At 44.7% G+C, this 14,547-nt stretch carries 15 protein-coding genes; 10 read left to right on the top strand and 5 right to left on the bottom strand.

Features of this window, described 5'->3' with window-relative positions; genetic code table 11:
• Nucleotides 1-133: 133 nt before the first annotated feature.
• Entirely contained in the window at nt 134-967 is an 834-nt protein-coding gene (locus ACQEXR_RS10120) for a CvfB family protein (RefSeq protein WP_331416254.1), read from the bottom strand.
• Nucleotides 968-1,056: 89 nt separating this feature from the next.
• Between ACQEXR_RS10120 and ACQEXR_RS10115 the strand changes: the two genes are divergently transcribed.
• Nucleotides 1,057-2,442, top strand: a complete 1,386-nt coding sequence (locus ACQEXR_RS10115; protein WP_138972353.1) for a hypothetical protein — start codon at nt 1,057-1,059, stop codon at nt 2,440-2,442.
• On the opposite strand, the gene ACQEXR_RS10110 is transcribed toward ACQEXR_RS10115, so the two are convergent.
• Nucleotides 2,411-2,890 carry a DUF4442 domain-containing protein gene (locus ACQEXR_RS10110; RefSeq protein WP_427020270.1) on the bottom strand — a complete coding sequence of 160 codons (480 nt, stop codon included), beginning with the start codon at nt 2,888-2,890 and terminating at the stop codon, nt 2,411-2,413. The two genes, ACQEXR_RS10115 and ACQEXR_RS10110, sit on opposite strands and share 32 nt — an antisense overlap.
• A 110-nt stretch (nt 2,891-3,000) precedes the next feature.
• On the bottom strand, nt 3,001-3,888 hold the full coding sequence (locus tag ACQEXR_RS10105) for a putative PEP-binding protein (RefSeq protein WP_427020269.1): 888 nt from the start codon (nt 3,886-3,888) through the stop codon (nt 3,001-3,003).
• 214 nt (nt 3,889-4,102) lie between these two features.
• Between ACQEXR_RS10105 and ACQEXR_RS10100 the strand changes: the two genes are divergently transcribed.
• Together ACQEXR_RS10100 and ACQEXR_RS10095 are read left to right on the top strand one after the other, a co-directional pair.
• On the top strand, nt 4,103-5,155 hold the full coding sequence (locus ACQEXR_RS10100) for a 3-deoxy-7-phosphoheptulonate synthase (protein ID WP_427020268.1): 1,053 nt from the start codon (nt 4,103-4,105) through the stop codon (nt 5,153-5,155).
• Between the two features lie 16 nt (nt 5,156-5,171).
• Nucleotides 5,172-5,657 (top strand): YajQ family cyclic di-GMP-binding protein, encoded by a 486-nt coding sequence (locus tag ACQEXR_RS10095; RefSeq protein WP_138972349.1) that lies wholly within the window; start codon nt 5,172-5,174, stop codon nt 5,655-5,657.
• Nucleotides 5,658-5,712: 55 nt separating this feature from the next.
• Here the strand turns inward: ACQEXR_RS10095 and ACQEXR_RS10090 are convergent, their stop codons facing one another.
• On the bottom strand, nt 5,713-6,651 hold the full coding sequence (locus tag ACQEXR_RS10090; protein WP_427020267.1) for an NAD(P)-dependent oxidoreductase: 939 nt from the start codon (nt 6,649-6,651) through the stop codon (nt 5,713-5,715).
• Between the two features lie 460 nt (nt 6,652-7,111).
• Here ACQEXR_RS10090 and ACQEXR_RS10085 point away from each other — a divergent pair, with 460 nt between their 5' ends.
• The 6 genes from ACQEXR_RS10085 (at nt 7,112) to ACQEXR_RS10060 (ending at nt 12,604) form a co-directional block, all read left to right on the top strand.
• Nucleotides 7,112-8,140 (top strand): amino acid ABC transporter substrate-binding protein, encoded by a 1,029-nt coding sequence (locus ACQEXR_RS10085; RefSeq protein ID WP_138972347.1) that lies wholly within the window; start codon nt 7,112-7,114, stop codon nt 8,138-8,140.
• A 76-nt stretch (nt 8,141-8,216) separates the two neighbouring features.
• Entirely contained in the window at nt 8,217-9,419 is a 1,203-nt protein-coding gene (locus tag ACQEXR_RS10080; RefSeq protein ID WP_331416251.1) for an amino acid ABC transporter permease, read from the top strand.
• A 1-nt stretch (nt 9,420) separates the two neighbouring features.
• On the top strand, nt 9,421-10,518 hold the full coding sequence (locus ACQEXR_RS10075; protein WP_331416250.1) for an amino acid ABC transporter permease: 1,098 nt from the start codon (nt 9,421-9,423) through the stop codon (nt 10,516-10,518).
• A gap of 20 nt (nt 10,519-10,538) precedes the next feature.
• Nucleotides 10,539-11,288, top strand: a complete 750-nt coding sequence (locus ACQEXR_RS10070) for an amino acid ABC transporter ATP-binding protein (RefSeq protein ID WP_138972344.1) — start codon at nt 10,539-10,541, stop codon at nt 11,286-11,288.
• 194 nt (nt 11,289-11,482) lie between these two features.
• A complete protein-coding gene (locus ACQEXR_RS10065) occupies nt 11,483-12,145 on the top strand; it encodes a Bax inhibitor-1/YccA family protein (RefSeq protein ID WP_138972343.1) in 663 nt (220 codons plus the stop codon).
• A gap of 129 nt (nt 12,146-12,274) precedes the next feature.
• On the top strand, nt 12,275-12,604 hold the full coding sequence (locus ACQEXR_RS10060; protein ID WP_269376781.1) for a TusE/DsrC/DsvC family sulfur relay protein: 330 nt from the start codon (nt 12,275-12,277) through the stop codon (nt 12,602-12,604).
• A gap of 29 nt (nt 12,605-12,633) precedes the next feature.
• On the opposite strand, the gene yccX is transcribed toward ACQEXR_RS10060, so the two are convergent.
• Nucleotides 12,634-12,906 carry an acylphosphatase gene (gene yccX / locus ACQEXR_RS10055; protein ID WP_138972341.1) on the bottom strand — a complete coding sequence of 91 codons (273 nt, stop codon included), beginning with the start codon at nt 12,904-12,906 and terminating at the stop codon, nt 12,634-12,636.
• 305 nt (nt 12,907-13,211) lie between these two features.
• Between yccX and ACQEXR_RS10050 the strand changes: the two genes are divergently transcribed.
• Nucleotides 13,212-14,405, top strand: a complete 1,194-nt coding sequence (locus ACQEXR_RS10050; protein WP_427020266.1) for a class I SAM-dependent methyltransferase — start codon at nt 13,212-13,214, stop codon at nt 14,403-14,405.
• The last annotated feature ends 142 nt before the right edge of the window (nt 14,406-14,547 follow it).

Below are 14,547 nucleotides of genomic sequence, written 5' to 3'. Positions count from 1 at the left end.
AAACTACAATTAGGTTATCGATATATACAATATATCAGACAGTTAGCGCAGGCTCTGTAGGAGCCGTTCCCCTAGGCCCAAAGCAGGATCAGCTCTGGGCCTTTTTTTCGGCTTAACAGTCAAACCAATTGTGTTAACTCAGGCGAATGCCCTCTTTCTCAATCACAATTTTACCCTGTTTGTACAGACCGCCGATCGTCTTCTTGAACGTGCCTTTACTAGTGCGGAAAGCGGCAAAGATAGCTTCTGGCGATGACTTGTCATTGAGAGGTAAGAATCCCCCCTTCTTCTCCAATAAGTCCATCACCTTCTGGCTCAGTTCATCCATCTTACCAACCCCGATTTTCTGCAGGGACAGGTCGATTTTGCCATCTTCGCGAATATTCTTGATGTAACCTTTAAGTCGCTTACCAATAAATAACTTACCAAACACATCTGATTTAAAAATCATTCCCCAGTGCTGGCCTTCCACAATGGCTTTGTAACCAAGTTCGCTACGCTCTGCGATGATTAAATCAACCTGTTGGTTGCGAGTGTAATTTGCCGGTGTTTTATCCAGCAGTTTATTAAACTTCGTTGTTCCAACAATTCGTCCAGAAGCTTTATCGCTGTAGACATAAACAAGTACGGTTTGCCCCGCCGCAAAACGTGCACGTTGCTCACTAAAAGGTATCAGTAGGTCTTTACCTTTGATACCCCAATCAGCGAAAGCACCGGTAGAGTTGACACCTTCGATCTTCATCAACCCCCATTCGCCGACTTGAGCAACAGGAGTCTCAGTTGTTGCGACTAACTGACTGTCAGAATCAAAGTATAAAAATGCATCTATAACGCTACCAATTTCCACACCTTCAGGTACAAAACGTTTTGGAAGCAAGGTCGTACCGTAATCTCCGGCATCGAGAAATACGCCAAAATCGGCTATTTTTACTACTTCTAAGTGGTTCGTCTGACCAACTTTAATCATTTCAACTGTCTCTTGTTAAATTTGCGGTGATTATAGCGAATCTCTGTTATGCTTGCGCCAGATATTTATACCTTTTTTAGGAGCGTTAATTGATCACTGTTGATAAGCAGGACGGCATCACTCTCAAGATTTCTCATGCGATGGCAGCGACAAAGAAATCGGATTTAGATCTCTATTTTTTCGTACCTGGTGAGCTTGGGCTTTCGCCGGACATCCTTAAAGAGAGTGAATTCTACTATGAGTCGATATCTCAAAAACGCGCTTACTACAGTGACAAAACCCTCCTTCCTCTCGTGCACAGCCGCTTAGCTAAACGAGGTAGGCTCTCTTCAACTCAATACCGTGTCAGTTTGAGTTTGTTCGCCTATCAGTATGTTATCGCGCTAGACAAAGCGGTCAACGAACTCAATAAACACAATACCGAGTCTGTCACTACTGACGAGGTCGACGAAGTCATCAACCTCTCTCTCGATATTCTCAAGAAACTGCGCCGCAGTATTCCTTACGAAGAGAGCTTAAAGCGTTACTACGCCAATATAGACAACTATCTTTCTTGGTACACAGGACAACGTTTGATGTCGCTTGTCGCACATATGCCTCGTGATAGCGAGTATAAGAGCCTTAAAGAGAGTTTGCTCGCCATTGTAGAAAAAGAAGCAGCGCACCGAAAGCTCAACAATTATAACTCCAAAAGTGTTCGTGATGACGTCATACGACTCAGTAATAAAATGCGCCTATTGCGCCGCCTGATAGAACATCCGGTGGTATTGAAGGAGCGCACGCAGTCGCTGGGTAACAATATGAAGCGAGTCGTTAAAGGCAGTGCAACTGGCTTTGTCATGGTGTTTGTTACCATCACAGCCATTCTTGCTCGTGACTACTGGGGAGAGATCACCGCCTCTTTCATTGTCTTAATGTCATTTGTTTACGCATTAAGGGAAATTTTTAAAGATGACCTGCGTGATGTGATGTGGCGATGGCTTCGCAAAGGCCGCCCAAAATGGCGTAAACTTTACTTAGACCCAACAACCATGAAAGCGGTGGGACAGAAACTCGAATGGCTAGACTATAAGGTTCTCGATAAGTTGCCCGACCGAATTCAGTCAATCCGCAAGAAACGCGTTGTCCAGCGTGAAGAACAAGTGCTTCACTACAGCTCTAAAACTGAAATGTCGACATCGAAGTTTATGAGTGGTTATGAAGAAACGCGTGAGTCTTTGTTGGTTAGCATGCGTGAATTAACTCGCTTGATGGACAAAGGCTCAAATAAGGTTTACATGAACAATAACGGGCAGGTAAGTCGCGAGTCGGTTGAAAAACGTCATCTTATCAATCTGATTGCCAAAGAAGATAATCACGACGGCCAGCCACGCTACTATCGTTGGAAGATCATTCTCAACCGAAGCAAGATCGTCGCAATTGAACAAATTGAAGTGGATGACGTTAGCCATCCATTCTCTTCAATGACAGAGTAAGTAAAAATTCCGCCATAGGTTCATCGCCGTACAGACTTGGGCAAATGGCGGTAATTTTCACTGCTTGATTGACGCGCTCACCAGTAGCGAAAGTCCTCTCTAGCATGTCATCGATCAACTTGCCATCTTCACAAACGAAATGAACATCTGCTTCGGGACGTTTGAGAAACTGCCCTTCTACTGCTTTAAAGGCTAATGATACCCTTTTGCCGCACTGCTCAGCTTTACTCATCGCCATAAAACCTCCCGCGACATCAGCCCCGACAGCCAATACACCAAAATACATACTGTTGAGGTGATTTTTGGTTCTTCTTTTTAGGGGAATTTTGACTTCAACACGCTCGGCATTCAGTTCCAATATCTTTGGCCGAGCCAGCCAAATAAACGGCACTTTAAAAAATCCGAACAGATTGAGATAGAGATTTGCTTTTGAGAGAGCTGACAACATTGAACTAGTCCGACCAGTGAAATTCATCTTAGTTCATAACGAATAACGCCCAATGTCAACATTTCATTAACATTGGGCGTTATAAACAGTGACTTAACAACCAGTTTGAGTTACAACGTCACCAAAACGTCTATCTGTGGATGCTCAACGATGTACTCTTGTAAACGAGCATATTGAACTAACCCATTGCTGACTAAAACAATCGGCTTATTGCTGTTCGTCGCCGCGTCGACGGCCTGCTCAATCAGCATCATGACAGCTTCACTTTCCGGATCAAACAGATACTCCAACTCCTCACTAAGGCGATCAACCCCTAAGGTGAATTGAGCTAAGTTTTCCACATTGATCACCAAGCCATCAAAGTAATGAAGTAATCGCTCTGATAACAACGCGCCCGATGGTACATCAACGGTATAGAGAACTTTCAAACCATTGAGTCCCCTTGGTAAACCTTGTTCTGCGAGTAAGTCGATTACTTTGGCGGCATCAGACAATCCTCTGACAAAAGGTACGACAATTTCAACATCACAACCTTGCTGCTGCAATGCCTTAATCACCTGACACTCTAGCGTAAACAACTGGACAAATTTCTCATGGGCAAAACGAGAGACACCGCGCAAACCAAGCGCTGGGTTAACTTCAGTTGGCTCAAGCTGTCCCCCCAGCAGTGTTCGGAAACTGTAGCTGTCGGCACCACCTAGATCGATGCGTACCGACTGATGTTGTGGCTTCACGGCCGCTAAAATCTGTTCAGTGAGTGTCGATACGAAGTGCAACTCTAGCGACTGCTCGCCCAAGATGGCATTGATTGATGCCACTTCACTCTCATCAAGAGATGGCAAAATCGCGGCATGATCGGGATGATAGAAGATATGTTCTAAAATCATTTCTGACAATGATACAAAAAGGTGCGAACCACTGGTTGCTTGATCAAGCTGAGGAAGTGAATCGCCGAGGTTTAGCGCAGGATGCATACTGCTAGAACGGGTTAAACTCATTACTGCTCCAGGCAAAGGTTTTCGTTGTATTTATATTCCTCAACATACCTATCGTATGTCGATAATACAAGGGGTTGTGAGCATTTTTAGTAAATAAAAATGCATAAATTTGCACTTTACAGTTTGATACTAATAAGAATCGCGATAAGTGGTTTATTCCTATCTTGGTTTCCGTTATCTTTACCGCTTCGTAATAAAAAGAACAGGCTGTCGTATGCCATTAAAAACCGATGAATTAAGAACCCAACCATTGGGTCCAATGCCAACTCCGGCAGAATTAGGAAGCGCCCATCCAATTACCGATGAGGTCGCTGAGCGTATCGCACAGTCACGTCGCCAAATTGAAAATATCCTTACAGGGGAAGACCAGCGCCTATTGGTAATTGTCGGCCCATGTTCCGTGCACGATACCGATGCCGCCCTTGACTACGCAGAGCGTTTAGCCGCTGTGCAAGATCAGTATAACGATGAACTGTTCATCGTTATGCGCACCTATTTTGAAAAGCCTCGCACTGTCGTAGGTTGGAAGGGGTTAATTACTGACCCAAATCTTGATGGCTCTTATGCGCTAGAAACAGGTTTGAACAAAGCCCGTAAGCTATTGCTCGATATCAATAAGCTTGGTTTAGCAACTGCTACCGAGTTTTTAGATATGATCACTGGCCAGTACATTGCAGATCTCATTACATGGGGTGCGATTGGTGCACGTACGACCGAATCACAAATCCATCGTGAAATGGCGTCCGCACTCTCTTGCCCAGTTGGTTTTAAAAATGGTACCAACGGGAACATCAAGATCGCTATCGATGCAATTCGTGCATCTCAAGCGTCTCACTATTTTTATTCACCAGACAAAAACGGCCGTATGACCGTATATCGCACTAGCGGTAACCCATTTGGTCACGTTATCCTTCGCGGCGGTGAAAAAGGCCCTAACTTTGATGCAGCATCCGTCGATGCAGCATGTAAACAACTGGGCGAGTTTGGCCTACCTGAACGCCTTGTGGTTGATTTTAGCCACGCTAACTGCCAAAAGCAGCACAGAAAGCAACTTGAAGTCGCTGAAGACATCTGTGAACAAATCAAGTCAGGTAAAAATCAAGTAGCAGGCATCATGGCTGAAAGCTTCATTAACGAAGGTAATCAATCCATGGAAGACCTAAGTAATCTTACTTACGGTCAGTCGATCACAGACCCTTGCTTGGGCTGGGATGATACAGCCACTATGCTTGACATGCTGGCAAATGCCGTAAAAGCTCGCTCGTAATAATAAGGACTCCAACATGCCATCATTTGATATTGTTTCTGAAATCGATACTGTTGAACTACGTAACGCAGTAGACAATGCGTCACGCGAGCTAACGACTCGTTTTGATTTTCGTGGCGTTGAAGCGTCATTCGAGATGCAAAAAGACGAATCGGTGAAGCTAAGCGCAGAAGGTGAATTTCAGCTTAAGCAACTACGCGACATGTTACGCGGTAACTTAACTAAGCGCGGCGTTGATGTTAATGCAATGGAAGCCAAACCAGAAGAAGCATCAGGAAGAAACTGGCATCAAATCGTTGTATTTAAGCAAGGTATCGAAACGCCAATGGCGAAAAAAATCGTTAAACTGATTAAAGACAACAAGATGAAAGTTCAAGCATCGATTCAAGGCGACAAGGTTCGTGTAACCGGTAAGAAGCGTGATGATCTGCAAGCTGCTATTGCACTGATCCGTGAATCAGATCTAGGTCAACCATTCCAGTATGAGAACTTCCGCGACTAATATCTTTTATTCGCCTGTTTGATAAGTAAAAGGGCCACATCTTAGTGGCCCTTTTCTATTTCACCGATCCCAGCTCTATTAGCAGATCCTTGCCCTGTAAGAAGGTAACTCTTTTCGATTTAGGTGGCATTAACACCACCACTCTTTGATCGTGACTTCGAGCTTTCTGCAGTTCATTGCTAAAACCCGCCTCACTCTTGCATTCAACTCTTTCCGCATCACGGCGAACGAGGTCAATAAACGCAAAAGGACAGTTCGGGTCATGCAACACTATCTCGGCCTGCTGCATCAATCTCAATGCTTTCAAGGTAAGAAGCTCGACATCTTCACCATACTCGATCCAAGTTACCGAACCACTCTGGTCGACCCCCTCTTGCAGCAGCGCTTGATAGGCTCTCTCTAGATCGCCATTGTTGGTCGCTCTTTCAACATCTGAGCGCGAAAAATAAGCTTCCCAAAACTTACGTCGTTGCTCAACGCTAGCAAAACGACTTTTAATGTCATTACGCTTAGAGGCCGCGAAGTCAGCTTGTATCGCTAGGTTTTGCGGTAACACAGCCTCTAGCTTTTCTCTCACATTCCTAACCAAAACCGGTGAAGAGCCACCACTCGATATCGCGAGTTGTATCCGGCCACGGTTAATCATCGAAGGGGTAATAAAGTCGCAGTATGGTAGGTCATCCACGACATTCACCAATATCCCTTTACGCTTAGCGTCATGATGGACTTGGTGATTCAAATCTGGATTGTCGGTTGTCGCCCAAACTTGAACATAGCAACTTTCGAGTAACTCGGCAGAATAGAACCCTTGGATCCATTGGCAGTCCCCTTTTTCGATCACGTTGGCGAGGTAAGACTCCACATTGGGTGAGACGATCGTAACATTCGCTCCCGCCCTAACTAGGCTATCTACTTTGCGGCTTGCGACCTCACCCCCACCAACGACCAGAACGGGTTTATGAGTTAAGTCTATAAACAGTGGAAAATACTGCATTTCATTCCTTGAGTTACTAAAAACATCTTCAGCATTGATACTACCAAAAATAGAGCAATAGATTCATTCCCAATTCAGATCACACCTAATAAATGACCAAATTTCGAACTATTTTTAGCTTTTTTAACTAATTGATAACAGTGATACCAATTTGAACCCTATATGTATTGATAAATTTATTACACCATCCTGTCGCACCAAATTTGTGACCTCTTGCACTATTTACATTTAAGCAACATTTCGTCATTCTAAAGTCTGTCAGGATTTGTGATTTCATTCAAAAATCTTTTTAAATTATACATTTGAGAAATTGCGAATCCTTTCCTAGGCTTATAACTGGTTGATTTGTTTAAGGCTCAAATATGGGCATACGCAACCTAATAATTAAGAAACACAACACCATTTAATCGTTGTATCAGGTTGAACCTGATTTAACATGGATCATACAGGAAGGATACAAATGGCACATAAACTAACACTTCTTGCTTCAGTTGTAGCGGCATCTACTGCACTGATGTCTACAAGCGCTGCTGCTGCGGATAGCACGCTAGATAAAGTAACTAAACAAGGTTTCCTAACTTGTGGTGTAAGTACTGGCTTGCCAGGTTTCTCTAACCCTAACTCTAAAGGTGAATGGGAAGGCATTGACGTTGAATACTGTCAGGCGCTTGCTGCGGCAGTGCTTGGCGATAAATCAAAAGTTAAATACGTTCCTCTAACAGCGAAAGAGCGTTTCACTGCACTTCAATCTGGTGAGATCGATGTTCTTTCTCGTAACACAACTTGGACGCTTCACCGTGATACAGCTCTAGGTCTAAACTTCGTTGGTGTTAACTACTACGATGGTCAAGGCTTCATGGTTAAGAAAGACCTTGGTCTAACAAGCGCTAAAGAGCTAGACGGTGCTTCTGTATGTGTTCAGTCTGGTACGACAACTGAACTTAACCTAGCGGACTACTTCCGTAACAGTGGTATGTCTTACAAGCCAGTTGTATTTGATACAGCCGCTCAAACTTCGAAAGGTTTCGACGCTGGCCGTTGTGACGTACTAACAACTGACCAATCAGGTCTTTACGCACTTCGCTTGAATCTTCAAGATCCTGCATCTGCTCAAGTTCTTCCAGAAATCATTTCTAAAGAGCCTCTAGGCCCAGTGGTTCGTCAAGGTGACGATCAATGGTTTAACATCGCTAAGTGGACTCTAGCTGCAATGGTGAACGCTGAAGAATACGGCATCACTTCTAAAAATGCAGACGAAATGCTTAAGTCTCAAGATCCAAACATCAAGCGTATTCTTGGTGTAGACGGTCCTAAAGGTAAAGGCCTAGGCATCCGTGACGATTGGGGTTACCAAGTTGTGAAACAAGTGGGTAACTACGGCGAGAGCTTCGAGCGCACAGTCGGTGAAGGTTCACCACTACAAATTTCACGTGGCGTAAACGCACTGTGGAATGCGGGTGGCTTCATGTACGCTCCTCCAATCCGTTAATTTTTACATAGTTACAATAGAAAATGGGCGGTTTTGGCCGCCCTTTTTATAAAAATGGATTTGAGGTTATAGCTGTATGAAACCTACTAATTTTGCGACGAAATCGGATAACGGACCGAATTCAAACGCTAACCTTTTATACAATCCCACCTTTAGAGCTGTTGTTTTCCAGATCATAGCGATTTCAGCACTCGTCTTTTTCTTTTACACAATTGTCAATAATGCACTAACCAACTTAGAAGCACGTGGTATTGCCACGGGTTTTGACTTTCTAACTCAAGAAGCTGGCTTTGGGATTGGCTTAACGCTGATTGAGTACGATGAAACCTTCTCTTACGGCCGCACCTTTATGGTCGGGCTACTCAACACTGCGCTAGTCTCGTTTTTTGGTATCATCCTCGCGACGGTGATTGGCTTTCTAATGGGTATCGCACGCCTTTCGTCTAACTGGTTAGTTAGCCGTTTTGCTGCTGTTTATATTGAGACATTCCGTAACATTCCTTTACTTCTTCAGATTTTCTTCTGGTACTTCGCGGTTCTGCAAGCACTTCCGTCAGCTCGCCAAAGTTTAAGTCTGGGTGAAGCCATTTTCCTCAACGTTCGTGGCCTCTACTTCCCTGCCCCAGTCTTTGGCGAAGGTTCTTCCTTTGTTGTAGCAAGTGTGATTATTGGCATTATCGCGACGCTTTTGATCGGTGTATGGGCGAAAAACAAGCAAAAACTGACCGGTCAGCAAACGCCCATGGGACGTATCATGCTGGGGCTCTGTGTTGTTCTACCTGTCATCGTTTACTTCTTAACGGGTTCACCTATCTCTGCCGAATACCCTGTGCTAAAAGGCTTTAACTTTAAAGGTGGTATTACCATCATCCCAGAACTGGCGGCTTTGCTCATCGCGCTTAGTGTTTACACGGCGTCGTTCATTGCTGAGATTGTACGTTCAGGTATCAATGCCGTTAGCCATGGTCAGACAGAAGCCGCTATGTCACTAGGGCTACCACGTTCTCGCACGCTAAAGCTGGTGGTTATCCCTCAAGCACTGCGTATCATTATTCCACCGCTGACTAGCCAATACTTGAACTTAACCAAAAACTCATCGCTTGCGATGGCGATTGGTTACCCCGATTTGGTTTCAGTATTTGCTGGTACAACGCTGAACCAAACTGGTCAGGCGATTGAAATCATTGCGATGACGATGGGTGTTTACTTAACACTCAGCCTAGTCACATCGGCTCTGATGAACTTGTACAATAAGAAAGTGGCTTTGGTGGAGAGATAGAATGAAAGTACATCAATTTCAGCCTAGCCTTCCGCCGCCTGCAAATACGGTTGGTCTGGTAGGTTGGCTAAGAAAAAACCTATTTAATGGTCCAATAAACTCAGTCGTAACGATTATCCTCGCCGTTTTATCCGCGATGGTACTATGGGACGTGTTTAACTGGGCTATTCTCAATGCAGACTGGGTTGGCACAACCCGTGACGCATGTAGTCGTGAGGGTGCGTGCTGGGTATTTATCAGCGTTCGCTGGGACCAGTTTATGTATGGTTTCTACCCTTCCGACGAGCTTTGGCGACCTCAGTTTTTCTACGTGACACTGGCTATCTTTACGGTATTGCTGGCTTACGAGAAAACACCTAAGCGTCTATGGATTTGGTTATTCTTCGTAAACGTCTACCCATTTATCATTGCTGCTTTACTTTATGGCGGTGTATTTGGTCTGGAAGTTGTCGAGACGCACAAATGGGGTGGCTTGCTGGTTACACTGATTATCGCACTTGTCGGTATTGTCGTTTCGCTACCTATCGGCGTTGCTCTGGCACTAGGGCGCCGTTCAGAAATGCCGATCATTCGCAGTATGTGTACTGTCTACATTGAAGTATGGCGTGGTGTACCTCTTATCACGGTTCTGTTTATGGCTTCAGTTATGCTGCCCCTGTTCCTTTCTGAAGGTTCAGAAACAGACAAACTTATCCGCGCATTGATTGGTGTGGTGATGTTTAGTGCTGCCTACATGGCGGAAGTGGTTCGTGGTGGTCTTCAAGCTATTCCAAAAGGACAATACGAAGCCGCAGACGCGTTAGGTCTAAGTTATTGGAAAAAAATGGGGCTGATTATTCTTCCACAAGCACTGAAGATTACTATCCCATCTATCGTGAACACCTTTATCGGATTGTTCAAAGACACTAGTCTGGTGCTTATCATCGGTATGTTTGACGTACTGGGTATCGGACAAGCTGCAAACACTGACCCTGAGTGGTTAGGCTTTGCAACGGAAAGTTATGTATTTGTCGCGTTAGTGTTCTGGGTATTTTGTTTCGGCATGTCGAGATATTCGATCTGGCTAGAAAACAAACTTCATACCGGTCACAAACGATAATTAGAGCTCAAGGACGTATTATGACGCAACAACAAGATTACATGATCCAAATAAAGGATATGAACAAGTGGTACGGCGAATTCCACGTACTGAAAAACATCAACCTAAACGTTAAGAAAGGCGAAAAAATCGTTATTTGTGGCCCTTCTGGTTCTGGCAAATCCACCATGATTCGCTGTATTAACCGTTTGGAAGAACACCAAAAGGGACAGATTATCGTTTCTGGCAATGAGCTGACTGAAGATCTGAAAAACATTGAGGCCGTTCGTCGCGAAGTTGGTATGTGTTTCCAACACTTCAACCTGTTCCCTCACCTAACTGTTTTAGAAAACTGTACGCTGGCTCCAATTTGGGTGAAAAAAATGCCTAAGGAGGAAGCTGAAGCGATTGCGATGAAATATCTAGAACGCGTTAAGATTCCAGATCAAGCCGATAAATATCCAGGCCAGCTATCTGGTGGTCAGCAGCAGCGTGTTGCCATTGCTCGCTCACTTTGTATGAGCCCGCAAGTGATGCTGTTTGATGAACCAACGTCGGCACTTGACCCAGAGATGGTTCGTGAAGTACTTGACGTTATGGTTGAGTTAGCCGGAGAAGGCATGACCATGTTGTGTGTAACACACGAAATGGGCTTTGCTAAAGAAGTGGCTGACCGTGTTATCTTTATGGATGCGGGTGAGATTATTGAAGAGAACAACCCAATTGAGTTCTTCGAAAACCCACAGTCAGATCGAACGCAAAATTTCCTTGCTCAGATCCTGCACCACTAATTTCTAAAGATGGCATAACACAGGGGCGACTTCGGTCGCCCTTTGCAGTTGTTATATTGTGTTACATCTTTCAAAATACATAAGTTTTTATTTCTATTATTATTTTATCTACTACTAACTGACTTGGGGCTTGATCTTTTGGTCATTAAACCTCATAAATGTAGATATAAACATAAAACCTTACGAGGAAGATTATGAACAGTCCTATGTTTACCCGCACTTCAACGCAAGAAAGTGCTCTGCAAACAAACAAAGTATTGCGTAATACTTACGCTCTACTCTCTATGACTCTGCTTTGGTCTGCAGTGGTTGCTGGTGTTTCTATGGCGATGAATCTTCCTCGTCCAGGCATCATCATCACACTTGTTGGCTTCTACGGTCTGCTATTCCTAACCGAAAAGAACCGTAATAATAGCATGGGTTTGGTATTTACCTTCCTGTTTACTGGTTTCCTAGGCTACACGCTTGGTCCAATCCTTAACGCATACATTGGCGCAGGAATGGGCGATGTGATCCTAACGGCACTTGGCGGTACTGCTCTGTCCTTCATGGCTGCATCTGCTTATGCTCTAACGACACGCCGTGACCTGTCTATGATGGGCGGTTTGATGATGTCATTGTTTGTCGTACTGGTTGTAGGTATGATTGCGAGCTTCTTTATCCAGTCAACGATTCTACATCTGGCACTAAGCAGCCTGTTCATCGTGTTCTCTACCATGGCGATCCTGATGACGACTCAAGGCATCATCCGTGGCGGTGAGACAAACTACATTTCAGCGACGATTACGCTTTACGTTTCAATCTACAACATCTTCATCAGCCTGCTAAGCATCCTTGGCATTATGAATGACGATTAAGATTAACGTTTAATCAAACACCAAAAAGCCCGAAAGATAATCTTTCGGGCTTTTTCTTTCTTGCCATATTGTCCAATCGCGGTATGCTGCGCTACCCTATTGAATATCAAACTATTTAGGATCGTTAAGATGTTTGAGTATAACGGCAAACAAATCGAAACTGACGCTCAAGGCTACCTACTAGACCATACTCAGTGGGAAGAAGGCATGATAGAGATATTGGCTCAACAAGAAGGCATTGAGCTAACTGAAGCCCATCTTGAAGTGGTTCATTTCGTGCGTGATTTTTATGAAGAATTCAACACATCTCCAGCCGTTCGAATGCTGGTTAAGGCAATGGAAAAAGCCCACGGTCCGGAGAAAGGCAACAGCAAATATCTGTTTAAGCTATTTAAACAAGGGCCAGCTAAACAGGCTACCAAATTAGCGGGTCTGCCTAAGCCTGCCAAGTGCTTATAAAAAGATGCGATTGAGATCCCGTTGCCACGCTACAGGATCTGAAATCCTTTGTATGGCTTGTAGGAAACGCTCTGTCTTTGAACATGGTCAACACTTGATGTTTTAGGCCCTTGAGTCAGCCAGTCAGCCATCTCATCAATTTTCTCTTGCGCCCCACAAACCACGACTTCTACGTCACCATTGTTGAGGTTCTTAGCGTAGCCAACTAGGCCTAACTTTTTCCCCTGATACGAAGTGTGGTAACGAAACCCTACACCTTGCACTATTCCTGAAACGATAAACTTCGCACTGCACTCCTGCATGATTTACGCCTCCCACCGTTAGACTTTAAGTAATTAATCAATTCATTCCGATACGAATCTGTGGTCGATATATTCGCAATCATACCGTGTTGGATATTTCGCACCATTCAGCTCTTCAAATCGCTTTAACTATTACCAATGCTAACATCGCCCAGCTCCGAAGTCAGAGTGACCAGATGGAGTCACTGCTAACAGGCCTTAAAGCCTAACCTCAAGAGCCGCTTTTAAGCGGCTCTTTTATTTGCTTTTCCCTAGTAGTTCCTTGAAAATACCCCACCTTGAAAAACAAACAATTGAGTAAACCAATGACTCCAGCTATCTATCTAGTCAAAGGCCGTGATAAATCACTCCGCCGTAAACACCCTTGGGTGTTCTCTCGTGGTATCCACCGTGTTGAGGGTGAGCCGACATTAGGTGAAACGGTTGATGTCTTCACTCACGATGGAAAGTGGCTGGCGAAAGCGGCCTACTCACCAAACTCTCAGATTCGTGCACGAGTCTGGAGTTTTGACAAGCAAGACATCAACACCGATTTCTTTGTTAAACGCATTCAAGACGCGCAACTGCTGCGTGAAGACATCATCGAGCGTGACGGTTTAACCGGATACCGTTTGATTGCGGCTGAATCTGATGGCCTACCAGGTATCACAATCGATAAGTTTCAGAACTACTTGGTATGCCAACTGCTGAGCGCTGGTGCAGAGTACCACAAGCAAACCCTTGTTGATGCGCTATTAAAAGTGTTCCCTGATTGCAACATCTACGAGCGCTCAGACGTGGCAGTACGTAAGAAAGAAGGTCTTGAGGAGACAACGGGTGTATTGCACGGTGAACAGCCACCACGCTCAGTAGTCATTGAAGAAAACGGTGTAAAGATCAGCGTGGATATTATCGAAGGCCACAAAACCGGCTTCTACCTCGATCAACGCGACAGTCGCCAGCAAGCGATGAAATACGTAAAAGACAAAGAAGTGCTTAACTGTTTCTCGTACACCGGTGGCTTTGGCTTGTACGCTCTTAAAGGCGGTGCCAAACGTGTGATCAACGCGGATGTCTCTCAGCCTGCGCTAAATACTGCTAAATACAACGCTGAACTCAACGAGTTTGATATCTCTAAAAAACGCGCGGTATTCCTCAATGCCGACGTATTTAAGTTGTTGCGCGAATATCGCGATCAAGGCACCAAATTTGATGTTGTAATCATGGACCCGCCTAAGTTTGTGTCCAGCAAAAACAATCTAACTTCAGGTGCTAACGGCTATAAAGATATCAATATGCTGGCTATGCAGATCCTTAAACCTGGTGGCACACTACTGACCTACTCTTGCTCAGGCTTAATGAGTGGTGAGCTATTCCAGAAAGTGATTGCCGACGCTGCTGTCGATTCGGGTCGCCAAGTCAAGTTTGTCGAACGCTTTGAACAAGCGGCTGACCACCCTACTGACAGCGCGTACCCTGAAGGTTTCTACCTCAAGGGGTTTGCTTGTAAGGTGTTGTAGTTGCGAGTTGCGAGTTGCGAGTTGCGAGTTGCGAGTTGCGAGTTGCGAGTTGCGAGTTGCGAGTTGCGAGTTGCGAGTAATTTTTAAGGGTTGGCACTTAGTGTCAACCCTTTCTTTTTACTGGTGCTGAAAGATAGTCAGC

The sequence above is a fragment of the Vibrio sp. TRT 2004 genome (assembly GCF_050113735.1).
Taxonomy (GTDB): domain Bacteria; phylum Pseudomonadota; class Gammaproteobacteria; order Enterobacterales; family Vibrionaceae; genus Vibrio.
Note: the sequence above shows the minus strand (reverse complement) of the source record. Positions and strands in the feature narration are given on the sequence as shown.

What these genes read in the sequence shown, in the direction of transcription:
- ACQEXR_RS10065 (WP_138972343.1), top strand. Translation starts at nt 11,483, where the DNA reads ATGAACAGTCCTATGTTTACCCGCACTTCAACGCAAGAAAGTGCTCTG.
- ACQEXR_RS10085 (WP_138972347.1), top strand. Translation starts at nt 7,112, where the DNA reads ATGGCACATAAACTAACACTTCTTGCTTCAGTTGTAGCGGCATCTACT.
- ACQEXR_RS10095 (WP_138972349.1), top strand. Translation starts at nt 5,172, where the DNA reads ATGCCATCATTTGATATTGTTTCTGAAATCGATACTGTTGAACTACGT.
- ACQEXR_RS10105 (WP_427020269.1), bottom strand. Translation starts at nt 3,888, where the DNA reads ATGAGTTTAACCCGTTCTAGCAGTATGCATCCTGCGCTAAACCTCGGC.
- ACQEXR_RS10075 (WP_331416250.1), top strand. Translation starts at nt 9,421, where the DNA reads ATGAAAGTACATCAATTTCAGCCTAGCCTTCCGCCGCCTGCAAATACG.
- ACQEXR_RS10110 (WP_427020270.1), bottom strand. Translation starts at nt 2,890, where the DNA reads ATGTTGTCAGCTCTCTCAAAAGCAAATCTCTATCTCAATCTGTTCGGA.
- ACQEXR_RS10070 (WP_138972344.1), top strand. Translation starts at nt 10,539, where the DNA reads ATGACGCAACAACAAGATTACATGATCCAAATAAAGGATATGAACAAG.
- ACQEXR_RS10050 (WP_427020266.1), top strand. Translation starts at nt 13,212, where the DNA reads ATGACTCCAGCTATCTATCTAGTCAAAGGCCGTGATAAATCACTCCGC.
- ACQEXR_RS10120 (WP_331416254.1), bottom strand. Translation starts at nt 967, where the DNA reads ATGATTAAAGTTGGTCAGACGAACCACTTAGAAGTAGTAAAAATAGCC.
- ACQEXR_RS10080 (WP_331416251.1), top strand. Translation starts at nt 8,217, where the DNA reads ATGAAACCTACTAATTTTGCGACGAAATCGGATAACGGACCGAATTCA.
- ACQEXR_RS10060 (WP_269376781.1), top strand. Translation starts at nt 12,275, where the DNA reads ATGTTTGAGTATAACGGCAAACAAATCGAAACTGACGCTCAAGGCTAC.
- yccX (WP_138972341.1), bottom strand. Translation starts at nt 12,906, where the DNA reads ATGCAGGAGTGCAGTGCGAAGTTTATCGTTTCAGGAATAGTGCAAGGT.
- ACQEXR_RS10090 (WP_427020267.1), bottom strand. Translation starts at nt 6,651, where the DNA reads ATGCAGTATTTTCCACTGTTTATAGACTTAACTCATAAACCCGTTCTG.
- ACQEXR_RS10100 (WP_427020268.1), top strand. Translation starts at nt 4,103, where the DNA reads ATGCCATTAAAAACCGATGAATTAAGAACCCAACCATTGGGTCCAATG.